Origin of the sequence: Rhodovulum visakhapatnamense, assembly GCF_004365965.1 — a bacterium.
Classification (GTDB): domain Bacteria; phylum Pseudomonadota; class Alphaproteobacteria; order Rhodobacterales; family Rhodobacteraceae; genus Rhodovulum; species Rhodovulum visakhapatnamense.
The window spans coordinates 51,604-70,741 of sequence record NZ_SOEB01000005.1 but is presented as its reverse complement, the minus strand read 5'-3'; the positions used below and the strand labels follow the sequence as shown (position 1 = coordinate 70,741).

Annotated in this window: 13 protein-coding genes; 12 read left to right on the top strand and 1 reads right to left on the bottom strand. The window is 64.6% G+C overall.

Features of this window, described 5'->3' with window-relative positions:
- Nucleotides 1–75: 75 nt before the first annotated feature.
- Nucleotides 76–2,226 (bottom strand): methyl-accepting chemotaxis protein, encoded by a 2,151-nt coding sequence (locus EV657_RS06180; RefSeq protein ID WP_243837497.1) that lies wholly within the window; start codon nt 2,224–2,226, stop codon nt 76–78.
- A 327-nt stretch (nt 2,227–2,553) separates the two neighbouring features.
- On the opposite strand from EV657_RS06180, the gene secE reads away from it, so the two are divergent.
- The 12 genes from secE (at nt 2,554) to fusA (ending at nt 19,138) form a co-directional block, all read left to right on the top strand.
- The gene (gene secE / locus EV657_RS06175; protein ID WP_075784648.1) at nt 2,554–2,745 is read left to right on the top strand and encodes a preprotein translocase subunit SecE; all 192 of its coding nucleotides are present in this window, start codon (nt 2,554–2,556) and stop codon (nt 2,743–2,745) included.
- Between the two features lie 173 nt (nt 2,746–2,918).
- Nucleotides 2,919–3,455, top strand: a complete 537-nt coding sequence (nusG, locus tag EV657_RS06170) for a transcription termination/antitermination protein NusG (protein ID WP_075784649.1) — start codon at nt 2,919–2,921, stop codon at nt 3,453–3,455.
- 104 nt (nt 3,456–3,559) lie between these two features.
- Complete coding sequence (gene rplK, locus EV657_RS06165; RefSeq protein ID WP_075784650.1) at nt 3,560–4,012, top strand: 50S ribosomal protein L11; 453 nt, start codon at nt 3,560–3,562, stop codon at nt 4,010–4,012.
- Nucleotides 4,013–4,017: 5 nt separating this feature from the next.
- Nucleotides 4,018–4,716, top strand: a complete 699-nt coding sequence (gene rplA, locus EV657_RS06160) for a 50S ribosomal protein L1 (RefSeq protein WP_075784651.1) — start codon at nt 4,018–4,020, stop codon at nt 4,714–4,716.
- Nucleotides 4,717–4,982: 266 nt separating this feature from the next.
- Complete coding sequence (gene rplJ, locus EV657_RS06155; RefSeq protein WP_075784652.1) at nt 4,983–5,501, top strand: 50S ribosomal protein L10; 519 nt, start codon at nt 4,983–4,985, stop codon at nt 5,499–5,501.
- A 72-nt stretch (nt 5,502–5,573) separates the two neighbouring features.
- On the top strand, nt 5,574–5,954 hold the full coding sequence (gene rplL, locus EV657_RS06150) for a 50S ribosomal protein L7/L12 (protein WP_075784653.1): 381 nt from the start codon (nt 5,574–5,576) through the stop codon (nt 5,952–5,954).
- Nucleotides 5,955–6,203: 249 nt separating this feature from the next.
- Nucleotides 6,204–10,340, top strand: a complete 4,137-nt coding sequence (gene rpoB, locus EV657_RS06145) for a DNA-directed RNA polymerase subunit beta (protein WP_134077409.1) — start codon at nt 6,204–6,206, stop codon at nt 10,338–10,340.
- A gap of 93 nt (nt 10,341–10,433) precedes the next feature.
- Nucleotides 10,434–14,681, top strand: a complete 4,248-nt coding sequence (gene rpoC, locus EV657_RS06140; protein WP_134077408.1) for a DNA-directed RNA polymerase subunit beta' — start codon at nt 10,434–10,436, stop codon at nt 14,679–14,681.
- 264 nt (nt 14,682–14,945) lie between these two features.
- Nucleotides 14,946–15,854: a DMT family transporter gene (locus EV657_RS06135; RefSeq protein ID WP_113670826.1), complete on the top strand. Its 909-nt coding sequence runs from the start codon at nt 14,946–14,948 to the stop codon at nt 15,852–15,854.
- A gap of 277 nt (nt 15,855–16,131) precedes the next feature.
- The gene (rpsL, locus tag EV657_RS06130; RefSeq protein ID WP_042456862.1) at nt 16,132–16,503 is read left to right on the top strand and encodes a 30S ribosomal protein S12; all 372 of its coding nucleotides are present in this window, start codon (nt 16,132–16,134) and stop codon (nt 16,501–16,503) included.
- 12 nt (nt 16,504–16,515) lie between these two features.
- Nucleotides 16,516–16,986: a 30S ribosomal protein S7 gene (gene rpsG, locus EV657_RS06125; protein WP_075784657.1), complete on the top strand. Its 471-nt coding sequence runs from the start codon at nt 16,516–16,518 to the stop codon at nt 16,984–16,986.
- A gap of 28 nt (nt 16,987–17,014) precedes the next feature.
- A complete protein-coding gene (gene fusA, locus EV657_RS06120) occupies nt 17,015–19,138 on the top strand; it encodes an elongation factor G (RefSeq protein ID WP_113670825.1) in 2,124 nt (707 codons plus the stop codon).

The window sequence follows — 19,138 nt, the reverse complement described above, 5'->3', positions numbered from 1 at the left end:
GAGTGGACGCGATGGCGGCTCCGGCGACACCGGGCCCGCCGATGGGTCCTCTGTCCGGGCGTCGCGGAGGGCGGCCTAGAAGTCCGTCCAGCCAGCGTCGTTCACGGCCCGTTTCGGCTGGCTCCCCGTGCCGGATGACGCAGCTTCCGCATAGGCGGATGGCGACGGGCTACGCGGGCGAGCGACGGCGGGGGCGCTGCCCTTCAGACGGAACCGGGCGACGAGGCTTTGCAGATTGCCCGCCTCCTGCTTCATCGTCACCGCGGCGGCGTTCGCCTCCTCGACCATGGCGGCGTTCTGCTGGGTGACCTTGTCCAGCTCGTTGATGCCGACATTGATCTCGCCCAAGCCCACCGACTGTTCCTGAGCGCCGGTCGCGATGTCGCCGATCAGTTCAGCGATGTTGCTGACGCGCTCGACGATGTCGGTCAGCGCCTCGCCGGTCCGGTTCACCAGCGCCACGCCGGATTCGACCTGATCGGAACTGGACGAAATCAGCGTCTTGATCTCTTTCGCGGCCTCGGAGGACCGCTGGGCCAGTGCCCGCACCTCGGAGGCCACAACGGCAAAGCCCCGGCCCGCCTCGCCCGCCCGCGCCGCCTCGACGCCCGCGTTCAGCGCCAGAAGGTTGGTCTGGAAGGCGATGTCGTCGATCACCCCGATGATCTGGTTGATGCCGTCGGAGGATTTCTTGATCTCGGACATCGCGCCGATGGCTTCCTTGACCACCAGACCCGACTGTTCGGCATTGCCGCGCGCCTCGCGCACCACGTTCTCGACCTGGGCCGCGCCATCGGCCGCGGCGCGCACGCTGGCGGTCATCTCGTCCATGGCGGCGGCGGTCTCTTCCAGGGTGGCGGCCTGGTTCTCGGTCCGCCGGGACAGGTCGTCCGAGGCGCCGCTGATTTCCTCGGCGCGGGTGGTGATCTCGGTCGAGTTCTCGACGATCTCGCCCATCAGCGCGTTCAGCGTGTCGATGGTGGCGTTGAAGTCCTGACGAAGCTGTTCGTATTCGGCCCCGAAGGTCTCTTCGATCGAGCGCGTCAGGTCGCCTTCGGACAGGCTTTTCAGCCCCGCCGCGAGGCTCTGGACCACGCTGGCCTGTTCAGCCCTCGACCGTTCCTGGCCCTTTTCAAGCGCATCCTTGTCCAGCAACCCTTGGCGAAGCGCTTCGACCGATCGCGCCATCGCGCCGATCTCGTCGCCCCGCTCGCGTCCCGGGACGGGTTTGGCATAATCGCCCGAGGCCAGTTCGTCGACCGCCGCCAGCATCCGGGCCAGCGGGCGGCGCACCATCGCCATCGAGGCAAGGTAGATGGTGCCCAGCGCCATCGCCAGGATCAGGGCGCCGCTGACCATCGTCCGGGCGATCTCGGCCCGCACCGGGGCCGCGAAGACTTCGGCCGGCACGTCGACCAGCGCCGCCCAGGTCGTGTTCATCCCTGGCGCCGTGAACGGATAGACCAGCCGCGTGGCCCGGTCCGGCATGTCGCGGATCACGCGCATCCGGCCGTCCGCAAGTGCGGCTGAAACGACGTCGGCGCCCGTGTCGTCATAGGGCTTGTTCAGCCTGGACGGGTCGCTGGCGGTCAGCCAGTTGCCGCCCTGGCTGACCAGCAGGCTCTTCCCGCCCTCGAACGCGGACAGGTCGTCGAGCATCGCGGTCAGATCGCCCAGCCCGATATCGACACCGGCGATGCCGACGATCTCGTCCCCGACCCGGATGGGCAGCGCGACGCTGGTCATCATGAAGTTGCCTTCGCCCATGTAGGGTTCGGTGATGCTGGGCTTGCCGGTCGTGGTCGGCACCTTGAACCATCCATCGTCGGCACCGACGTTGAAGGTGGCGAATTCGAGCCCGCCATCCGCGCCCTTGTGCCACCAGGGCGCGAACACCCCGTCCTCGTTCATGCCGCCCTCGCCGGTCAGCAGATCGTTCGTGCCGCCGCCGGGAATGCCGGCCATCCAGGCGCCGAAGATATTGTCGTACTGGGCCGGAATGCCCTCGATCATCGCGATGATGTCGGACCGGTCGGCATGGCCTGTGCCCAGATACCCCGCGAGCCCGCCGCCCAGCGCCGCGCCGGCCGAGGTGGCCTCGGTCACCTGAACGGCGACCTTCTGGGCAACGAGCGCGGCTTTTTCCGAGGCCAGCTCCATCACCTCGCGGTCGACCCTCTGAGAGGATTGCCAGCCGCTGTAGACCGAAAAGCCGGCGACAATCACCGACACCGCCGCACCAGTCGCGAGAAGAAGCTTTCCGGATACTGTTCTGAAAGGATGTTCCACCAATCCGACCCCTTGTGATCTCAACCGTTCATTGCGCCCGGTGTCTGAACAACCGGTGAACCCCGGGACAGGCAGTGGCTAAAACTCGACGCGATTGCCGATCCAGGAAAGGCGCGGCCCTCGATCCGTGTGCCGGGTCGCCGCGGCCGGGATCAGGAGAGGCGGAAGCGGCAGGCAGCGGTCGCGGCGGGCGCTGCCCTTGCAAAGCGGCGCCCAAGCGCGTATCTCGGCGCGGTTGACAGGCAGAACGGACCCCGCAGGCCCATGGCGAACCCCCTCCAGTTCATTCAGCAGACCCGCTCGGAAATCTCGAAGGTGGTCTGGCCGACCCGGCGCGAGGTGTTCCTGACCACCATCATGGTCTTCGTGATGGCCTCTCTGACGGCGGTCTTCTTCTTCTTTGTCGACTGGCTGATCCGAAGCGGATTGCAGCTTCTGCTTGGGTTTTTCGGCTGAGATGCGGCGCCGCGATCTCCCCGGGGCTTGAATTCCGGCGGTGGGAACGGTAGGGCATCGCTACTTTTCTGGGCTCCGGCGTGCATCGATTCGGGTTGCGCGCTGTTTTTTGTTCCGGACAACGCAAGATCATCGCGGCCTGAACGGCCGTCGGACACGAGGTAAGGGGCAACATGGCGAAGCGGTGGTATTCGGTGAGCGTTCTCTCGAACTTCGAGAAGAAGGTTGCCGAACAGATCAAGCAAGCCGTGGCGGATGCCGGTCTCGAGGAAGAGATCGAGGAAGTCCTGGTGCCGACCGAAGAGGTGATCGAGGTCCGGCGCGGCAAGAAGGTGACGACCGAGCGGCGCTTCATGCCCGGCTATGTGCTGGTGCGCATGGAGATGACCGACCGCGGCTATCACCTGGTGACGCAGATCAACCGGGTGACCGGGTTCCTCGGGCCGCAGGGCAAGCCGATGCCGATGCGCGACGAAGAGGTGAACCAGATCCTCAACCGCGTCGAAGAAGGCGAGGCCCAGCCGCGGTCGCTGATCACCTACGAGATCGGCGAAAACGTAAGTGTGACCGACGGGCCGTTCGAGGGCTTCTCGGGCATGGTCGAGGAAGTGGACGACGACAACCAGCGCCTCAAGGTGACGGTGTCGATCTTCGGTCGGGCCACCCCGGTCGAGCTGGAATTCACGCAGGTGTCCAAGGGGCAGCTCTGACGTGAATCTGTGGGAGGCGAGCGGGCGCGCCCGCGGACCGCACCACTAAACCGAAGCGCCGCCCTCGCGAGGGACCGGCGCGGTGACAAGAAGGAGATGGCCGGATGGCCAAGAAGGTAATCGGGAAGCTCAAGCTTCAGGTGAAGGCGGGTCAGGCGAACCCGTCGCCGCCCGTCGGTCCCGCGCTCGGTCAGCGCGGCATCAACATCATGGAATTCTGCAAGGCGTTCAACGCCAAGACCCAGGACATGGAGCCCGGCGCCCCGTGCCCGACGGTCATCACCTACTACCAGGACAAGTCCTTCTCGATGGACATCAAGACGCCCCCGGCGTCCTACTTCCTCAAGAAGGCGGCGGGCCTAAAGCCGGTCGGCAAGCGCAACCGTCCGAAAGGGTCGGAAAAGCCCGGCCGTGAGGTCGCGGGCTCTGTGACCGTGGCCCAGGTGCGCGAGATCGCCGAGGCGAAGATGAAGGATCTGAACGCCAGCGATGTCGAGGGCGCGATGCAGATCATCCTGGGGTCGGCCCGCTCGATGGGCATCGAGGTGAAGGGGTAAGCGCGATGGCGAAACATGGGAAACGTGTCCGCGCCGCGCGGGAAGCCTTCGCTGGCAAGGACAACCTGTCGGTCGAAGAGGCGGTGAGCCTCGTCAAGGACAATGCCTCGGCCAAGTTCGACGAGACGCTGGAAATCGCGCTGAACCTCGGCGTCGATCCGCGTCACGCCGACCAGATGGTCCGTGGCGTCGTCACCCTGCCGAACGGCACCGGCAAGACCGTGCGCGTGGCGGTCTTCGCCCGCGGCGCCAAGGCCGATGAAGCCAAGGCGGCGGGCGCCGATATCGTCGGCGCCGAGGATCTGATGGAAACCATCCAGGGCGGCACGATCGAATTCGATCGCTGCATCGCCACGCCGGACATGATGCCGATCGTCGGCCGTCTCGGCAAGATCCTGGGCCCGCGCAACCTGATGCCGAACCCCAAGGTCGGCACCGTGACGATGGACGTTGCCACGGCGGTTCAGGCCGCCAAGGGCGGTGAGGTCCAGTTCCGGGTCGAGAAGGCGGGCGTGATCCATGCCGGCATCGGCAAGACCTCGTTCGACGCCGGCAAGCTGGCCGAGAACGTGCGCGCCTTCGTCGATGCCGTGGTCAAGGCCAAGCCGGCCGGCGCCAAGGGCACCTACATGAAGAAGGTCAGCCTCAGTTCGACCATGGGCCCGGGCGTGTCGGTCGACGTGACTTCGGCAACCGGGAATTGATTTAAGATAGGTTAACTCCTATCTTCGCGAGAATTCCCGGGACTCGTGCCCGGGAATGGCGGGGCGGAAACGCCCCGTCCTGTCCGAGACGGAGGGTGCAGGGCGCAAGCCTCGCTTAATGTCCTTCCCGAGATGGGGAAACGAGACAGATTTCCGCGGGGAAACCCTCGGGCGATCCTGGCCTCGGGACCCATACGGACCCGAAAGCCGGCAGTCAGGCCGGCAAACCTAGAGCCGGGGGGAAACCCCCAAATTGGAGTGAAACTGTGGATAGAGCCCAGAAAGAGAAAGTGGTCGACGAACTCGGCCAGATCTTCGAAAGCTCTGGCGTCGTGGTGGTTGCCCACTACGCGGGTCTCACGGTTGCCGAGATGCAGGACCTGCGCGCACGCATGCGCGAAGCGGGTGGGTCCGTTCGCGTCGCCAAGAACAGGCTCGCCAAGATCGCCCTGGAAGGAAAGCCCTGCGCCAGCATGGCCACTCTTCTGACGGGCATGACCGTTCTTGCCTATTCCGAGGACCCGGTGGCTGCTGCCAAGGTCGCGGAAGGCTTCGCCAAGGACAACTCGAAATTCGAGATCCTCGGCGGTGCCATGGGCGAGACGGCCCTGGACCGGGCCGGTGTCAAGGCAGTGTCCGAAATGCCGTCGCGCGAGGAGCTTATCGCCTCGATCGTCGGCTGCATCGGTGCACCCGCCGCGAACATCGCCGGTGCGATTGGCGCGCCCGCTTCCAACATCGCGAGCATCCTCTCGACCATCGAGGAGCGTGCGGAAGCCGCTTGAGCAACTTGTGATCCCGCGTGAAGGGCAGATGCCTCGCGTTGGAACAGACAATGTGAAAGAACGGAACAGAACATGGCTGATCTGAAGAAACTTGCCGAAGAGATCGTGAACCTCACGCTTCTCGAGGCCCAGGAACTGAAAACCATCCTGAAAGACGAGTACGGCATCGAGCCCGCCGCCGGCGGCGCCGTCATGATGGCCGGCCCGGCTGCCGGTGGCGAAGCCGCCGCTGCCGAAGAGCAGACCGAATTCGACGTCATCCTGAAATCGGCTGGCGCGAACAAGATCAACGTCATCAAGGAAGTCCGCGCGATCACCGGTCTTGGCCTGAAAGAAGCCAAGGACCTGGTCGAAGCCGGCGGCAAGGCCGTCAAGGAGCAAGTCTCCAAAGCCGAAGCCGAGGACATCAAAGGCAAACTCGAAGCGGCTGGCGCCGAAGTCGAGCTCAAGTGATCGGGATCGCGGGCCGAGCGCCCGTGACCTGAAAGATGTTGGCTGGGTCCGGCGGTTTGTCCGGGCCCAGCCGAACCTGTCTTGGAAAGGGCTTGCTTTCTAAAGCCCTTTCCAAGGTGCGGTTCGAGGTTCGGGAGCGGCCGGTGGGACGGACCGCAGGAATGGAACCTTATCCCCCTCATCGCGAGCGGCGCGCCACCGGGGCCCGACGGTGGATGCGCCCGCGACAGACGAAAGGCGAGACCACAGATGGCGCAGAGCTACGTTGGCCAGAAACGACTCCGCAAATATTACGGCAAGATCCGCGAAGTGCTGGAGATGCCGAACCTCATCGAGGTCCAGAAATCCTCCTACGACCTGTTCCTGAACTCCGGCGAGGGGCCCGCGCCCGCCGATGGCGAGGGCATCCAGGGGGTGTTCCAGTCGGTTTTCCCGATCAAGGATTTCAACGAGACCGCCGTTCTTGAGTTCGTCCGCTACGAGCTGGAGCGGCCGAAATACGACGTCGAGGAATGCCAGCAGCGCGACATGACCTTTTCGGCCCCGCTGAAGGTCACGCTGCGCCTGATCGTGTTCGATTTCGACGAGGATACCGGCGCCAAGTCGGTGAAGGACATCAAGGAGCAGGACGTGTTCATGGGCGACATGCCGCTCATGACCGCCAACGGCACGTTCATCGTGAACGGGACCGAACGGGTGATCGTGTCCCAGATGCACCGGTCGCCGGGCGTGTTCTTCGACCATGACAAGGGCAAGACCCATTCCTCGGGCAAGCTGCTGTTCGCCTGCCGGATCATTCCCTATCGCGGCTCCTGGCTCGATTTCGAATTCGACGCCAAGGACCTCGTCTTCGCGCGCATCGACCGTCGCCGGAAGCTGCCGGTGACGACCCTGCTTTACGCGCTGGGGCTCGATCAGGAAGGCATCATGGATGCCTATTACGACACGGTGACGTTCCGGCTGGAACGCAACCGCGGCTGGGTCACCAAGTTCTTCCCCGAACGCGTGCGCGGCACCCGTCCGACCTATGACCTGGTCGATGCCGACACCGGCGAGGTGATCTGCAAGGCCGGTGACAAGGTCACGCCGCGTCAGGTCAAGAAGTTGATCGAAGAGGCCCGGGTCACCGAACTGATGGTGCCGTTCGAACATATCGTTGGCCGCTATGTCGCCAAGGACATCATCAACGAAGACACCGGCGCGATCTATGTCGAGGCCGGCGACGAACTGACCTGGACCGTCGACAAGGACGGCGACGTCACCGGCGGCACGCTGAAAGAGCTGCTGGATGCGGGCATCACCGACATCCCGGTGCTCGACATCGACAACATCAACGTCGGTCCCTACATCCGCAACACCATGGCGGCGGACAAGAACATGGGCCGCGACACCGCGCTCATGGACATCTACCGCGTCATGCGCCCGGGCGAGCCGCCGACCGTCGAGGCGGCGACCACGCTGTTCGAGTCGCTCTTCTTCGACTCCGAACGCTACGACCTGTCGGCCGTGGGCCGGGTGAAGATGAACATGCGTCTGAATCTCGACGCGCCCGACACCCAGCGGACGCTGCGCCGCGACGACATCATTTCCTGCATCAAGGCGCTGGTCGAACTGCGCGACGGCAAGGGCGAGGTCGATGACATCGACCACCTCGGCAACCGCCGGGTCCGCTCCGTCGGCGAGCTGATGGAGAACCAGTACCGCGTCGGCCTGCTGCGGATGGAACGCGCCATCAAGGAGCGGATGTCCTCGGTCGAAATCGACACGGTGATGCCGCAGGACCTGATCAACGCCAAACCGGCCGCTGCCGCCGTGCGCGAGTTCTTCGGCTCGTCGCAGCTGTCGCAGTTCATGGACCAGACCAACCCGCTGTCGGAAGTCACCCACAAGCGCCGTCTCTCGGCGCTCGGGCCGGGCGGTCTGACCCGCGAGCGGGCGGGCTTCGAGGTCCGCGACGTTCACCCGACCCATTATGGCCGGATGTGCCCGATCGAGACGCCGGAAGGGCCGAACATCGGTCTGATCAACAGCCTTGCCACCTATGCGCGGGTGAACAAGTACGGCTTCATTGAGACCCCGTATCGCCGGGTGATCGACGGGCAGGTGACCGATGAGGTCCACTACATGTCCGCGACCGAAGAGATGCGGCACACCGTGGCCCAGGCCAACGCCAATCTCGATGGCGAGGGCAAGTTCATCAACGATCTGGTGAACACCCGGCAGGCCGGCGAATACACCATGGCGCCGCGCGAAAGCGTCGACCTTATCGACGTTTCGCCGAAGCAGCTGGTGTCGGTCGGGGCCTCGCTGATTCCGTTCCTGGAAAACGACGACGCCAACCGCGCGCTGATGGGCGCGAACATGCAGCGTCAGGCGGTGCCGCTTCTGCAGGCCGATGCGCCCTTCGTGGGCACCGGCATCGAGCAGGTGGTGGCGCAGGATTCGGGCGCCGCGATCATGGCGCGCCGCGGCGGGATCATCGACCAGGTCGATGCCCAGCGGATCGTGATCCGGGCCACCGAGGATCTTGAACCCGGCGATCCGGGCGTCGATATCTACCGGCTGCGCAAGTTCCAGCGGTCGAACCAGAACACCTGCATCAACCAGAAGCCTCTGGTGAAGGTGGGCGACACCGTCCTGAAGGGCGAGGTCGTCGCCGACGGTCCCTCGACCGACATGGGCGAACTGGCGCTCGGCAAGAACGTGATCGTCGCGTTCATGCCCTGGAACGGCTACAACTACGAGGACTCGATCCTGATCTCGGAACGCATCGCGCGCGATGACGTCTTCACCTCGATCCATATCGAGGAATTCGAGGTCGCGGCCCGCGACACCAAGCTCGGGCCGGAAGAGATCACCCGCGACATCCCGAACGTCGGCGAGGAAGCCCTGCGCAACCTCGACGAGGCGGGCATCGTCTATATCGGCGCCGAAGTGGGGCCGGGCGACATCCTTGTCGGCAAGATCACTCCGAAGGGCGAAAGCCCGATGACGCCCGAAGAGAAACTGCTGCGGGCGATCTTCGGCGAAAAGGCCTCGGACGTGCGCGACACCTCGCTGCGTCTGCCGCCGGGCGATTACGGTACTGTCGTCGAGGTGCGGGTGTTCAACCGGCACGGCGTCGACAAGGACGAGCGTGCGCTGCAGATCGAGCGCGAAGAGGTCGAACGCCTGGCCCGCGACCGGGACGACGAACAGGCGATCCTCGAGCGCAACATCTACGCGCGTCTGAAGTCGATGATCCTCGGCAAGGTCGCGGTGAAGGGTCCGAAGGGCGTGAAGCCCAATTCGGAAATCACCGAAGAGCTGCTCGAGACCCTGTCCAAGGGGCAATGGTGGCAGCTGGCGCTGGAAGACGAGGCCGATGCCGGTCAGGTCGAGGCGCTGAACGCCCAGTTCGAGGCCCAGAAACGCGCGCTCGAGCACCGCTTCGAGGACAAGGTCGAAAAGGTCCGCCGCGGCGACGACCTGCCTCCGGGCGTGATGAAGATGGTCAAGGTCTTCATCGCGGTCAAACGCAAGCTTCAGCCCGGCGACAAGATGGCCGGTCGGCACGGCAACAAGGGGGTCGTCTCCCGCGTGGTGCCGATGGAGGACATGCCCTTCCTGGCCGACGGCACGCCCGTCGACCTGGTACTGAACCCGCTCGGCGTGCCGTCGCGGATGAACGTGGGGCAGATCCTCGAGACCCATATGGGCTGGGCCGCGCGCGGTCTGGGGCTGAAGATCGACGACGCGCTTGGCGAGTACAAGCGCTCGGGCGATCTGACCCCGGTGCGCGAGGCGATGCGGCTTGCCTATGGCGAGGAGGCCTATGAGGAGATCCTGCGCGACATGGACGAGAGGTCTCTGGTCGAGTCCGCCTCGACAGTGGTCCGCGGCGTTCCGATCGCGACTCCGGTCTTCGACGGCGCCAAGGAACAGGACGTCAACGACGCCCTGACCCGCGCGGGCTTCGACACGTCGGGCCAGTCGGAACTCTTCGATGGCCGGACGGGCGAGCGCTTTGCCCGGAAAGTTACCGTGGGCGTCAAGTACCTGCTGAAGCTGCACCACCTGGTCGACGACAAGATCCACGCGCGCTCGACCGGTCCGTACAGCCTCGTCACCCAGCAGCCCCTGGGCGGAAAGGCGCAGTTCGGCGGTCAGCGGTTCGGGGAGATGGAGGTCTGGGCGCTCGAAGCCTATGGCGCCGCCTATACCCTGCAGGAAATGCTGACGGTGAAGTCGGACGACGTGGCGGGCCGGACCAAGGTCTACGAGTCGATCGTCAAGGGCGAGGACAATTTCGAGGCCGGCGTGCCGGAATCCTTCAACGTTCTGGTGAAGGAAGTCCGCGGCCTCGGGCTGAACATGGAACTCCTGGACTTGGAGGATGAGGAATAAGGGTGCCCGAATTTTCGCAGGAAATTCGTCCCGATTTTTCTGCGAAAAATCGCGCCCTTGCCCATCTCTTTGCGCTGATTTGAGGACTTCAATATGAACCAGGAACTGACCACCAACCCGTTCAACCCGCTGGCCTCGCCCAAGCAGTTCGACGAGATCAAGGTGTCGCTGGCCTCGCCCGAACGGATCCTTTCGTGGTCCTATGGCGAGATCAAGAAACCCGAAACCATCAACTACCGCACGTTCAAGCCCGAACGTGACGGTCTCTTCTGCGCGCGGATCTTCGGGCCGATCAAGGACTACGAGTGCCTTTGCGGCAAGTACAAGCGCATGAAGTATCGCGGCGTCGTCTGCGAGAAATGCGGCGTCGAGGTGACGCTGCAGAAGGTCCGCCGGGAACGGATGGGCCATATCGAGCTGGCCGCCCCGGTTGCGCATATCTGGTTTCTGAAGTCGCTGCCCTCCCGCATCGGCCTGATGCTGGACATGACGCTCCGCGATCTGGAACGGGTGCTTTACTTCGAGAACTATGTGGTGATCGAGCCCGGTCTGACCGACCTGAGCTACGGCCAGATGCTGACCGAGGAAGAGTATCTCGACGCGCAGGACCAGTTCGGCACCGATGCCTTCACCGCCGGGATCGGGGCCGAGGCGATCCGCGAGATGCTGTCTCAGATCGACCTCGAGGCCGAGGCCGAGAAGCTGCGCGAGGAGCTGAAGGAAGCCACCGGCGAACTGAAGCCGAAGAAGATCATCAAGCGTCTGAAGGTTGTCGAGAGCTTCATCGAATCCGGCAACCGTCCGGAATGGATGGTGCTGACGGTCATTCCGGTCATTCCGCCGGAACTGCGGCCGCTGGTGCCGCTCGATGGCGGCCGGTTCGCGACCTCGGACCTGAACGACCTCTACCGTCGGGTGATCAACCGGAACAACCGTCTGAAACGGCTGATCGAGCTGCGCGCGCCCGACATCATCGTCCGGAACGAAAAGCGGATGCTGCAAGAGGCGGTCGATGCGCTCTTCGACAACGGCCGCCGCGGCCGGGTCATCACCGGCGCCAACAAGCGGCCGCTGAAATCGCTGTCCGACATGCTGAAGGGCAAGCAGGGCCGGTTCCGGCAGAACCTTCTGGGGAAACGGGTCGACTTCTCTGGCCGGTCGGTGATCGTGACCGGTCCCGAACTCAAGCTGCACCAATGCGGGCTGCCGAAGAAGATGGCTCTCGAGCTGTTCAAGCCGTTCATCTATTCGCGGCTCGAGGCCAAGGGCCTTTCCTCGACCGTCAAGCAGGCCAAGAAGCTGGTCGAGAAGGAACGGCCCGAGGTCTGGGATATCCTCGACGAGGTCATTCGCGAACACCCGGTGCTGTTGAACCGGGCCCCGACGCTGCACCGTCTGGGTATCCAGGCGTTCGAGCCCACGCTGATCGAGGGCAAGGCGATCCAGCTGCACCCGCTGGTCTGTTCGGCCTTCAACGCCGACTTCGACGGTGACCAGATGGCCGTGCACGTCCCGCTGAGCCTCGAGGCCCAGCTGGAAGCGCGGGTCCTGATGATGTCGACCAACAACGTGCTGTCGCCCGCCAACGGCGCGCCGATCATCGTGCCGTCCCAGGACATGATCCTCGGGCTTTACTACATCACGATGGAACGCAAGGGCATGAAGGGCGAGGGCATGGCCTTCGCCGATGTCGACGAGGTCCAGCATGCGCTGGACGCGGGCGAGGTGCATCTGCATGCCCGCGTCAAGGCGCGGATCAAGCAGATCGACGAGCATGGCAACGAGGTCTTCAAGCGGTACGACACCACGCCCGGCCGGATCCGGCTGGGGGCGCTGTTGCCGATGAACGCCAAGGCGCCGTTCGAGCTGGTCAACCGGCTGCTGCGCAAGAAAGAGGTGCAGCAGGTCATCGACACCGTCTACCGCTATTGCGGCCAGAAGGAGTCGGTCATCTTCTGCGACCAGATCATGGGGCTGGGCTTCCGCGAGGCGTTCAAGGCCGGGATCTCGTTCGGCAAGGACGACATGGTGATCCCGCATACCAAGTGGGAGATCGTCGAGGGCGTCCGCGACCAGGTCAAGGAGTTCGAGCAGCAATACATGGACGGCCTGATCACCCAGGGTGAGAAGTACAACAAGGTCGTCGATGCCTGGTCGAAATGCTCCGACGAGGTGGCCACCGCGATGATGGCGGAAATCTCTGCGGTCCGCGTCGATGACGCGGGCGCCGAGATGGAACCCAACTCGGTCTACATGATGTCCCACTCGGGGGCCCGGGGCTCGCCCGCGCAGATGAAACAGCTGGGCGGCATGCGCGGCCTGATGGCCAAGCCCTCGGGCGAGATCATCGAGACGCCGATCATCTCGAACTTCAAGGAAGGCCTGACCGTGCTCGAGTACTTCAACTCGACCCACGGTGCCCGGAAGGGTCTGGCCGATACCGCGCTGAAGACGGCGAACTCGGGGTATCTGACCCGGCGTCTGGTCGACGTCGCTCAGGACTGCATCGTGCGCAGCGACGATTGCGGCACCGAGAACGCCATCACCTGCGAGGCGGCGATCAACGATGGCGAGGTCGTGGCGACCCTGGCGGAGCGGCTGCTTGGCCGTGTCGCGGCTGATGACGTGCTGAAACCCGGCACCGACGAGGTGCTGGTCACCCGCAACGAGCTGATCGACGAACGCAAGGCGGATGCGATCGAGAAGGCCGGTGTCGCCACCGTCCGGATCCGGTCGCCGCTGACCTGCGAGGCCGAAGAGGGCGTCTGCGCGGCCTGCTACGGCCGTGACTTGGCACGCGGCACCAAGGTGAATATCGGCGAGGCTGTCGGCATCATCGCCGCGCAGTCGATCGGCGAGCCCGGCACGCAGCTGACGATGCGGACCTTCCACATCGGCGGCATCGCCCAGGGCGGTCAGCAATCCTTCCAGGAGGCCAGCCAGGAGGGCCGGATCGAGTTCCGCAACCCGAACTTGCTGACCAATGCGGCGGGCGAACACATCGTGATGGGCCGCAACATGCAGCTGGCGATCGTCGACGACAACGACGTCGAGCGGGCGAGCTTCAAGCTGGGCTATGGCACAAAGGTCTTCGTGGCCGAGGAGGCCCGGGTGAAACGGGGCGACAAGCTCTTCGAATGGGACCCCTACACCCTGCCGATCATCGCCGAGAAGGCCGGGCGCGCCAAGTTCGTGGACCTCGTGACCGGGATCTCGGTCCGCGAGGACACCGACGATGCCACCGGCATGACCCAGAAGATCGTGTCGGACTGGCGGACCGCGCCCAAGGGCAACGAGCTCAAGCCCGAGATCATCATCGTCGATCCCGAAACCGGCGAACCCGTGCGCAACGAGGCGGGCAACCCGGTGACCTACCCGATGTCGGTCGACGCCATTCTGTCGGTCGAGGACCAGCAGGACATCCGGGCCGGTGACGTGGTGGCGCGGATCCCGCGCGAGGGCGCCAAGACCAAGGACATCACCGGCGGTCTGCCGCGGGTGGCGGAACTGTTCGAGGCGCGGCGTCCGAAGGATCACGCCATCATCGCCGAGGTGGACGGCTATGTCCGGTTCGGCCGCGACTACAAGAACAAGCGGCGGATCACGATCGAGCCTGCGGACGACACGCTGCAGCCGGTCGAGTACATGGTGCCGAAGGGCAAGCACATCCCGGTGCAGGAAGGCGACTTCGTGCAGAAGGGCGACTACATCATGGACGGCAACCCGGCGCCGCATGACATCCTCGCCATCATGGGTGTCGAGGCTCTGGCGAACTACATGATCGACGAGGTGCAGGACGTCTACCGGCTGCAGGGCGTGAAGATCAACGACAAGCACATCGAGGTCATTGTCCGGCAGATGCTGCAGAAGTGGGAGATCTCCGACTCCGGCGACACGACGCTTCTGAAGGGCGAACATGTCGACAAGTCCGAGTTCGACGAAGCCAACGACAAGGTGCTGGCGCGCGGCGGACGTCCCGCCGAGGGCCAACCGATCCTTCTGGGGATCACCAAGGCCTCGCTGCAGACCCGGTCCTTCATCTCGGCGGCCTCGTTCCAGGAAACGACGCGGGTGCTGACCGAGGCGGCCGTTCAGGGCAAGCGCGACAAGCTGGTCGGCCTGAAGGAAAACGTCATCGTCGGCCGGCTGATCCCGGCGGGCACCGGCGGGGCCAGCCAGCGCGTGCGCCGCATCGCGGCCGAGCGCGACCAGAAGGTGATCGAGGCACGTCAGGCCGATGCGGTGGCAGCCGCCGCCCTGGCCGCGCCGATGGATCCCTTCGGCCCGCTGGACGACGACGATCTGGGTCTGGTCGAGACCCCGGAAAGCCGCGAAGAGTAATCCGGCAGACCGCCTGACCATCGAACGCCCCCGCCCGTACCGGCGGGGGCGTTTTTCTTTCCCCGGTCGCGTCCGGGACAGGCCCCAGACAGGCCCCAGACAGGCCCCGTGCAGGCCCCGTGCAGGCCCCAGACCGGCTTTCGGCAGTCTTTCGGCAGGCCGTCCCGCGCGGATAGCGCATTGGCGACAAAGGTTTCTTGCCGCTTTGTCGAGAATGCCGCAAACAGACCTTCGCCCGGGCGCCCGGGATGCTAAGGCAGTTCCATGACCACCCTCTCCGACAACATGCGCGGCGCCGTCCTGATGATGATCAGCATGGCCGCCTTCACCTTCAACGATGCCTGCATGAAGGCGGCTTCGGACAGCGTACCGTTCTTTCAGGCGGTGTTCCTGCGCGGGCTTGGCACCTCGGCGCTTCTGATCGTTTTCGGGCTGGCCACGGGCGGCCTCAGGCTGCGCCTGCCGCGCCGCGATCAGGGCCGGATTGCGCTGCGGACCCTGGCCGAGGTCGGGGCGGCCTATTTCTACATCACCGCGCTCTTTCACGCGCCGCTGGCCAATGTGACCGCCATCATCCAGGCGATCCCGCTGGCGGTGACGCTGGCGGGCGCGGTCTTCCTGGGCGCCCCTGTCGGCTGGCGGCGCTGGCTGGCGATCCTGGTCGGATTCGCGGGCGTCCTGCTGATCGTCCGGCCGGGGACCGAGGGCTTCACCCTCTATTCGGTCTATGCGCTGATCTCGGTCGCCTGCGTCACGCTGCGCGACCTCGTGACCCGAGGGCTGTCGGGGGCGGTGCCCTCGACCGCGGTCGCGACCTCCGCCTCACTGGGGGTCATGCTGTTCGCCGCGACCGGGCTTGCCGTCAGCGACGCGCGCTGGCTGCCCATCGCGCCGCTGGCCTGGGCACAGCTGACCGGGGCGACGCTTTTCCTGATCTTCGGCTATGTCACCTCGGTCGCGGCGATGCGCGTGGGCGACGTGGCCGTGGTCTCGCCATTCCGCTATACCGCGCTTCTCTGGGCGCTGCTGCTGGGGGCGGCGGTGTTCGGCGAATGGCCGTCGGGGCTCACCATTCTCGGTGCCTCGATCGTGGTCGCGACGGGGGTCTACACCTTCCACCGCGAGCGGCGGCTGGCGATCCGTCAGGGGCCGGTACCGCTTCGGATGCGCTAGCCGGGGCAGGGCGCGGGGCCCGGGCGGGCCAAGCGGTGTTGACACCCCGTTCGACTCGCCCTATACCGCGCCCACTTCGGGCTGGTGGATCCACCTGCCGCGCCTGATACCGAAACTGATGTGGTCATGATCCGGGCTCCCATGCCCCGATCCTCTGGAGCTACACCGCGTCGTTCCCGCGAACAGGGGAACGCATGCGGTTTTCGCGTTGCCGTTTGAGAATGGCGGGTGCGCACCGAAGACGAGATTTGAACGGGTTGCAATACGGGGAACCGGAATGCCGACGATCCAACAGCTGATCCGCAAGCCGCGGCAGCCGAAAGTGAAACGCCAGAAGTCGCAGCACCTGCAGGCCTGCCCGCAGAAACGCGGCGTCTGCACGCGCGTTTACACCACCACTCCGAAGAAGCCGAACTCGGCCATGCGGAAAGTCGCCAAAGTGCGTCTGACCAACGGCTTCGAGGTCATCAGCTACATCCCCGGCGAAAGCCACAACCTGCAGGAACACTCGGTCGTGCTGATCCGCGGCGGCCGGGTGAAAGACCTTCCCGGTGTCCGCTATCACATCCTCCGCGGTGTGCTGGACACCCAGGGCGTCAAAGACCGTAAGCAGCGCCGCTCGAAATACGGCGCGAAGCGTCCGAAGTAAGGAGAGACGTAGATGTCCCGCCGTCACGCTGCCGAGAAGCGCGAAATCCTGCCCGACGCCAAGTTTGGCGATCGCGTGCTGACGAAGTTCATGAACAACCTGATGGTCGACGGCAAGAAATCGGTCGCCGAACGCATCGTCTACAGCGCGCTCGACCGCGTCGAGACCCGCCTGAAACGCGCTCCGGTCGAGGTCTTCCACGAAGCGCTCGACAACGTGAAACCCGCCGTCGAGGTTCGCTCGCGCCGGGTCGGCGGTGCCACCTACCAGGTTCCGGTCGAAGTGCGCCCCGAGCGCCGCGAGGCCCTTGCGATCCGCTGGCTGATCGATGCCAGCCGCAAGCGCAACGAGAACACCATGGAAGAACGGCTTGCCGGCGAACTGATGGACGCGGTCCAGTCCCGCGGCACCGCCGTCAAGAAACGCGAAGACACCCACAAGATGGCCGACGCGAACAAAGCGTTCAGCCATTATCGCTGGTAACTGACCTTTAGCCTCTAGGACCCTTCCAATGGCCCGCGCTTATCCTCTTCAACGCTACCGGAACTTCGGGATCATGGCCCACATCGATGCGGGCAAGACCACGACGACCGAGCGCATCCTCTTTTACACCGGCAAGTCCCACAAGCTCGGCGAAGTCCATGACGGCGCCGCGACCATGGACTGGATGGAGCAGGAGCAAGAGCGGGGGATCACCATCACCTCGGCTGCGACCACGACCTTCTGGCAGCGCCAGGAAGATCCGTCCGCGGAAGGGACCTCGGACACCAAGTACCGGTTCAACATCATCGACACCCCCGGCCACGTCGACTTCACCATCGAGGTCGAACGCTCGCTGGCCGTGCTCGACGGTGCGATCTGCCTTCTCGACGCCAATGCCGGCGTCGAGCCGCAGACCGAGACCGTCTGGCGTCAGGCGGACCGCTACAAGGTTCCGCGCATCGTCTTCGTCAACAAGATGGACAAGATCGGTGCCGACTTCTTCAACTGCGTGAAGATGATCAAGGACCGCACCGGCGCGACCCCGTGCCCGATCGCCCTGCCGATCGGCGCCGAGGACAAGCTGGAAGGCATCATCGACCTCGTCACGATGGAAGAATGGACCTGGAAAGGCGAGGATCTGGGCGCGTCTTGGACCCGTCAGGAGATCCGTCCCGAGCTGAAGGACGAGGCCGATGAATGGCGCTCGAACCTCATCGAGCTCGCCGTCGAACAGGACGACGACGCGATGGAGGCCTATCTGGAAGGCAACGAGCCCGACACCGAAACGCTACACGCGCTGATCCGCAAGGGCACCCTGGCGCTGGCCTTCGTGCCGGTGACCGCGGGCTCGGCCTTCAAGAACAAGGGCGTGCAGCCGCTGCTGAACGCCGTGATCGACTATCTTCCCTCGCCGCTGGACGTGCCCGCCTATATGGGCTTCCTGCCCGATGACGAGACCGAAGAGCGCAACATCGCCCGTCATGCTGCCGATGACGAGCCCTTCTCGGCGTTGGCGTTCAAGATCATGAACGACCCCTTTGTCGGCTCGCTGACCTTCACCCGGATCTATTCCGGCGTGATGAAGAAGGGTGAGTCGATCCTCAACTCGACCAAGGGCAAGAAAGAGCGCGTCGGTCGGATGATGATGATGCACTCGAACAACCGCGAGGAAATCGATGAAGCCTTTGCGGGCGACATCATCGCGCTGGCCGGTCTGAAGGAAACCACCACGGGCGACACGCTTTGCGACGTCTCCAAGCCGGTGGTTCTGGAAACCATGACCTTCCCCGATCCGGTGATCGAGATCGCGGTCGAGCCGAAATCGAAGGCCGACCAGGAAAAGATGGCTCTGGCGCTGCAGCGTCTCGCGGCCGAGGATCCGTCCTTCCGCGTCGAGACCAACATCGAGTCCGGCCAGACCATCATGAAGGGCATGGGTGAACTTCACCTCGACATCCTGGTCGACCGCATGAAGCGGGAGTTCAAGGTCGAGGCGAATATCGGCGCTCCGCAGGTGGCCTACCGCGAAACCATCAGCCACAAGGCCGAGGTCGACTACACGCACAAGAAACAGACCGGCGGCACGGGCCAGTTCGCCCGCGTCAAGCTGGAAATCATGCCGACCGAACCGGGCGAGGGCTACTCGTTCGAAAGCCGGATCGTCGGCGGTGCGGTGCCGAAGGAATACATCCCCGGCGTCGAGAAGGGCATCAAGTCGGTCATGGATTCGGGCCCGCTGGCCGGTTTCCCGGTGATCGACCTCAAGGTCGCGCTTGTCGACGGTGCCTTCCACGACGTCGACTCGTCGGTTCTGGCGTTCGAAATCGCGACCCGCGCAGGGATGCGCGAAGGTCTCAAGAAGGCCGGTGCCCGGCTGCTTGAGCCGATCATGAAGGTCGAGGTGGTGACGCCCGAGGAATATACCGGTGGGATCATCGGCGACCTGACCAGCCGTCGCGGCATGGTGCAGGGCCAGGATACCCGCGGCAATGCCAACGTGATCAACGCCATGGTGCCGCTGGCCAACATGTTCGGCTACATCAACACGCTGCGCTCGATGTCCTCGGGCCGCGCCGTGTTCACGATGCAGTTCGACCATTACGAGCCGGTCCCGCAGAACATCAGCGACGAGATCCAGGCGAAATACGCCTGA

Coding starts and splice junctions, on each gene's coding strand:
- rplA (WP_075784651.1), top strand. CDS start 4,018: ATGGCGAAACATGGGAAACGTGTCCGCGCCGCGCGGGAAGCCTTCGCT.
- rpoC (WP_134077408.1), top strand. CDS start 10,434: ATGAACCAGGAACTGACCACCAACCCGTTCAACCCGCTGGCCTCGCCC.
- rpoB (WP_134077409.1), top strand. CDS start 6,204: ATGGCGCAGAGCTACGTTGGCCAGAAACGACTCCGCAAATATTACGGC.
- secE (WP_075784648.1), top strand. CDS start 2,554: ATGGCGAACCCCCTCCAGTTCATTCAGCAGACCCGCTCGGAAATCTCG.
- rplL (WP_075784653.1), top strand. CDS start 5,574: ATGGCTGATCTGAAGAAACTTGCCGAAGAGATCGTGAACCTCACGCTT.
- rplK (WP_075784650.1), top strand. CDS start 3,560: ATGGCCAAGAAGGTAATCGGGAAGCTCAAGCTTCAGGTGAAGGCGGGT.
- EV657_RS06135 (WP_113670826.1), top strand. CDS start 14,946: ATGACCACCCTCTCCGACAACATGCGCGGCGCCGTCCTGATGATGATC.
- fusA (WP_113670825.1), top strand. CDS start 17,015: ATGGCCCGCGCTTATCCTCTTCAACGCTACCGGAACTTCGGGATCATG.
- rpsL (WP_042456862.1), top strand. CDS start 16,132: ATGCCGACGATCCAACAGCTGATCCGCAAGCCGCGGCAGCCGAAAGTG.
- nusG (WP_075784649.1), top strand. CDS start 2,919: ATGGCGAAGCGGTGGTATTCGGTGAGCGTTCTCTCGAACTTCGAGAAG.
- rpsG (WP_075784657.1), top strand. CDS start 16,516: ATGTCCCGCCGTCACGCTGCCGAGAAGCGCGAAATCCTGCCCGACGCC.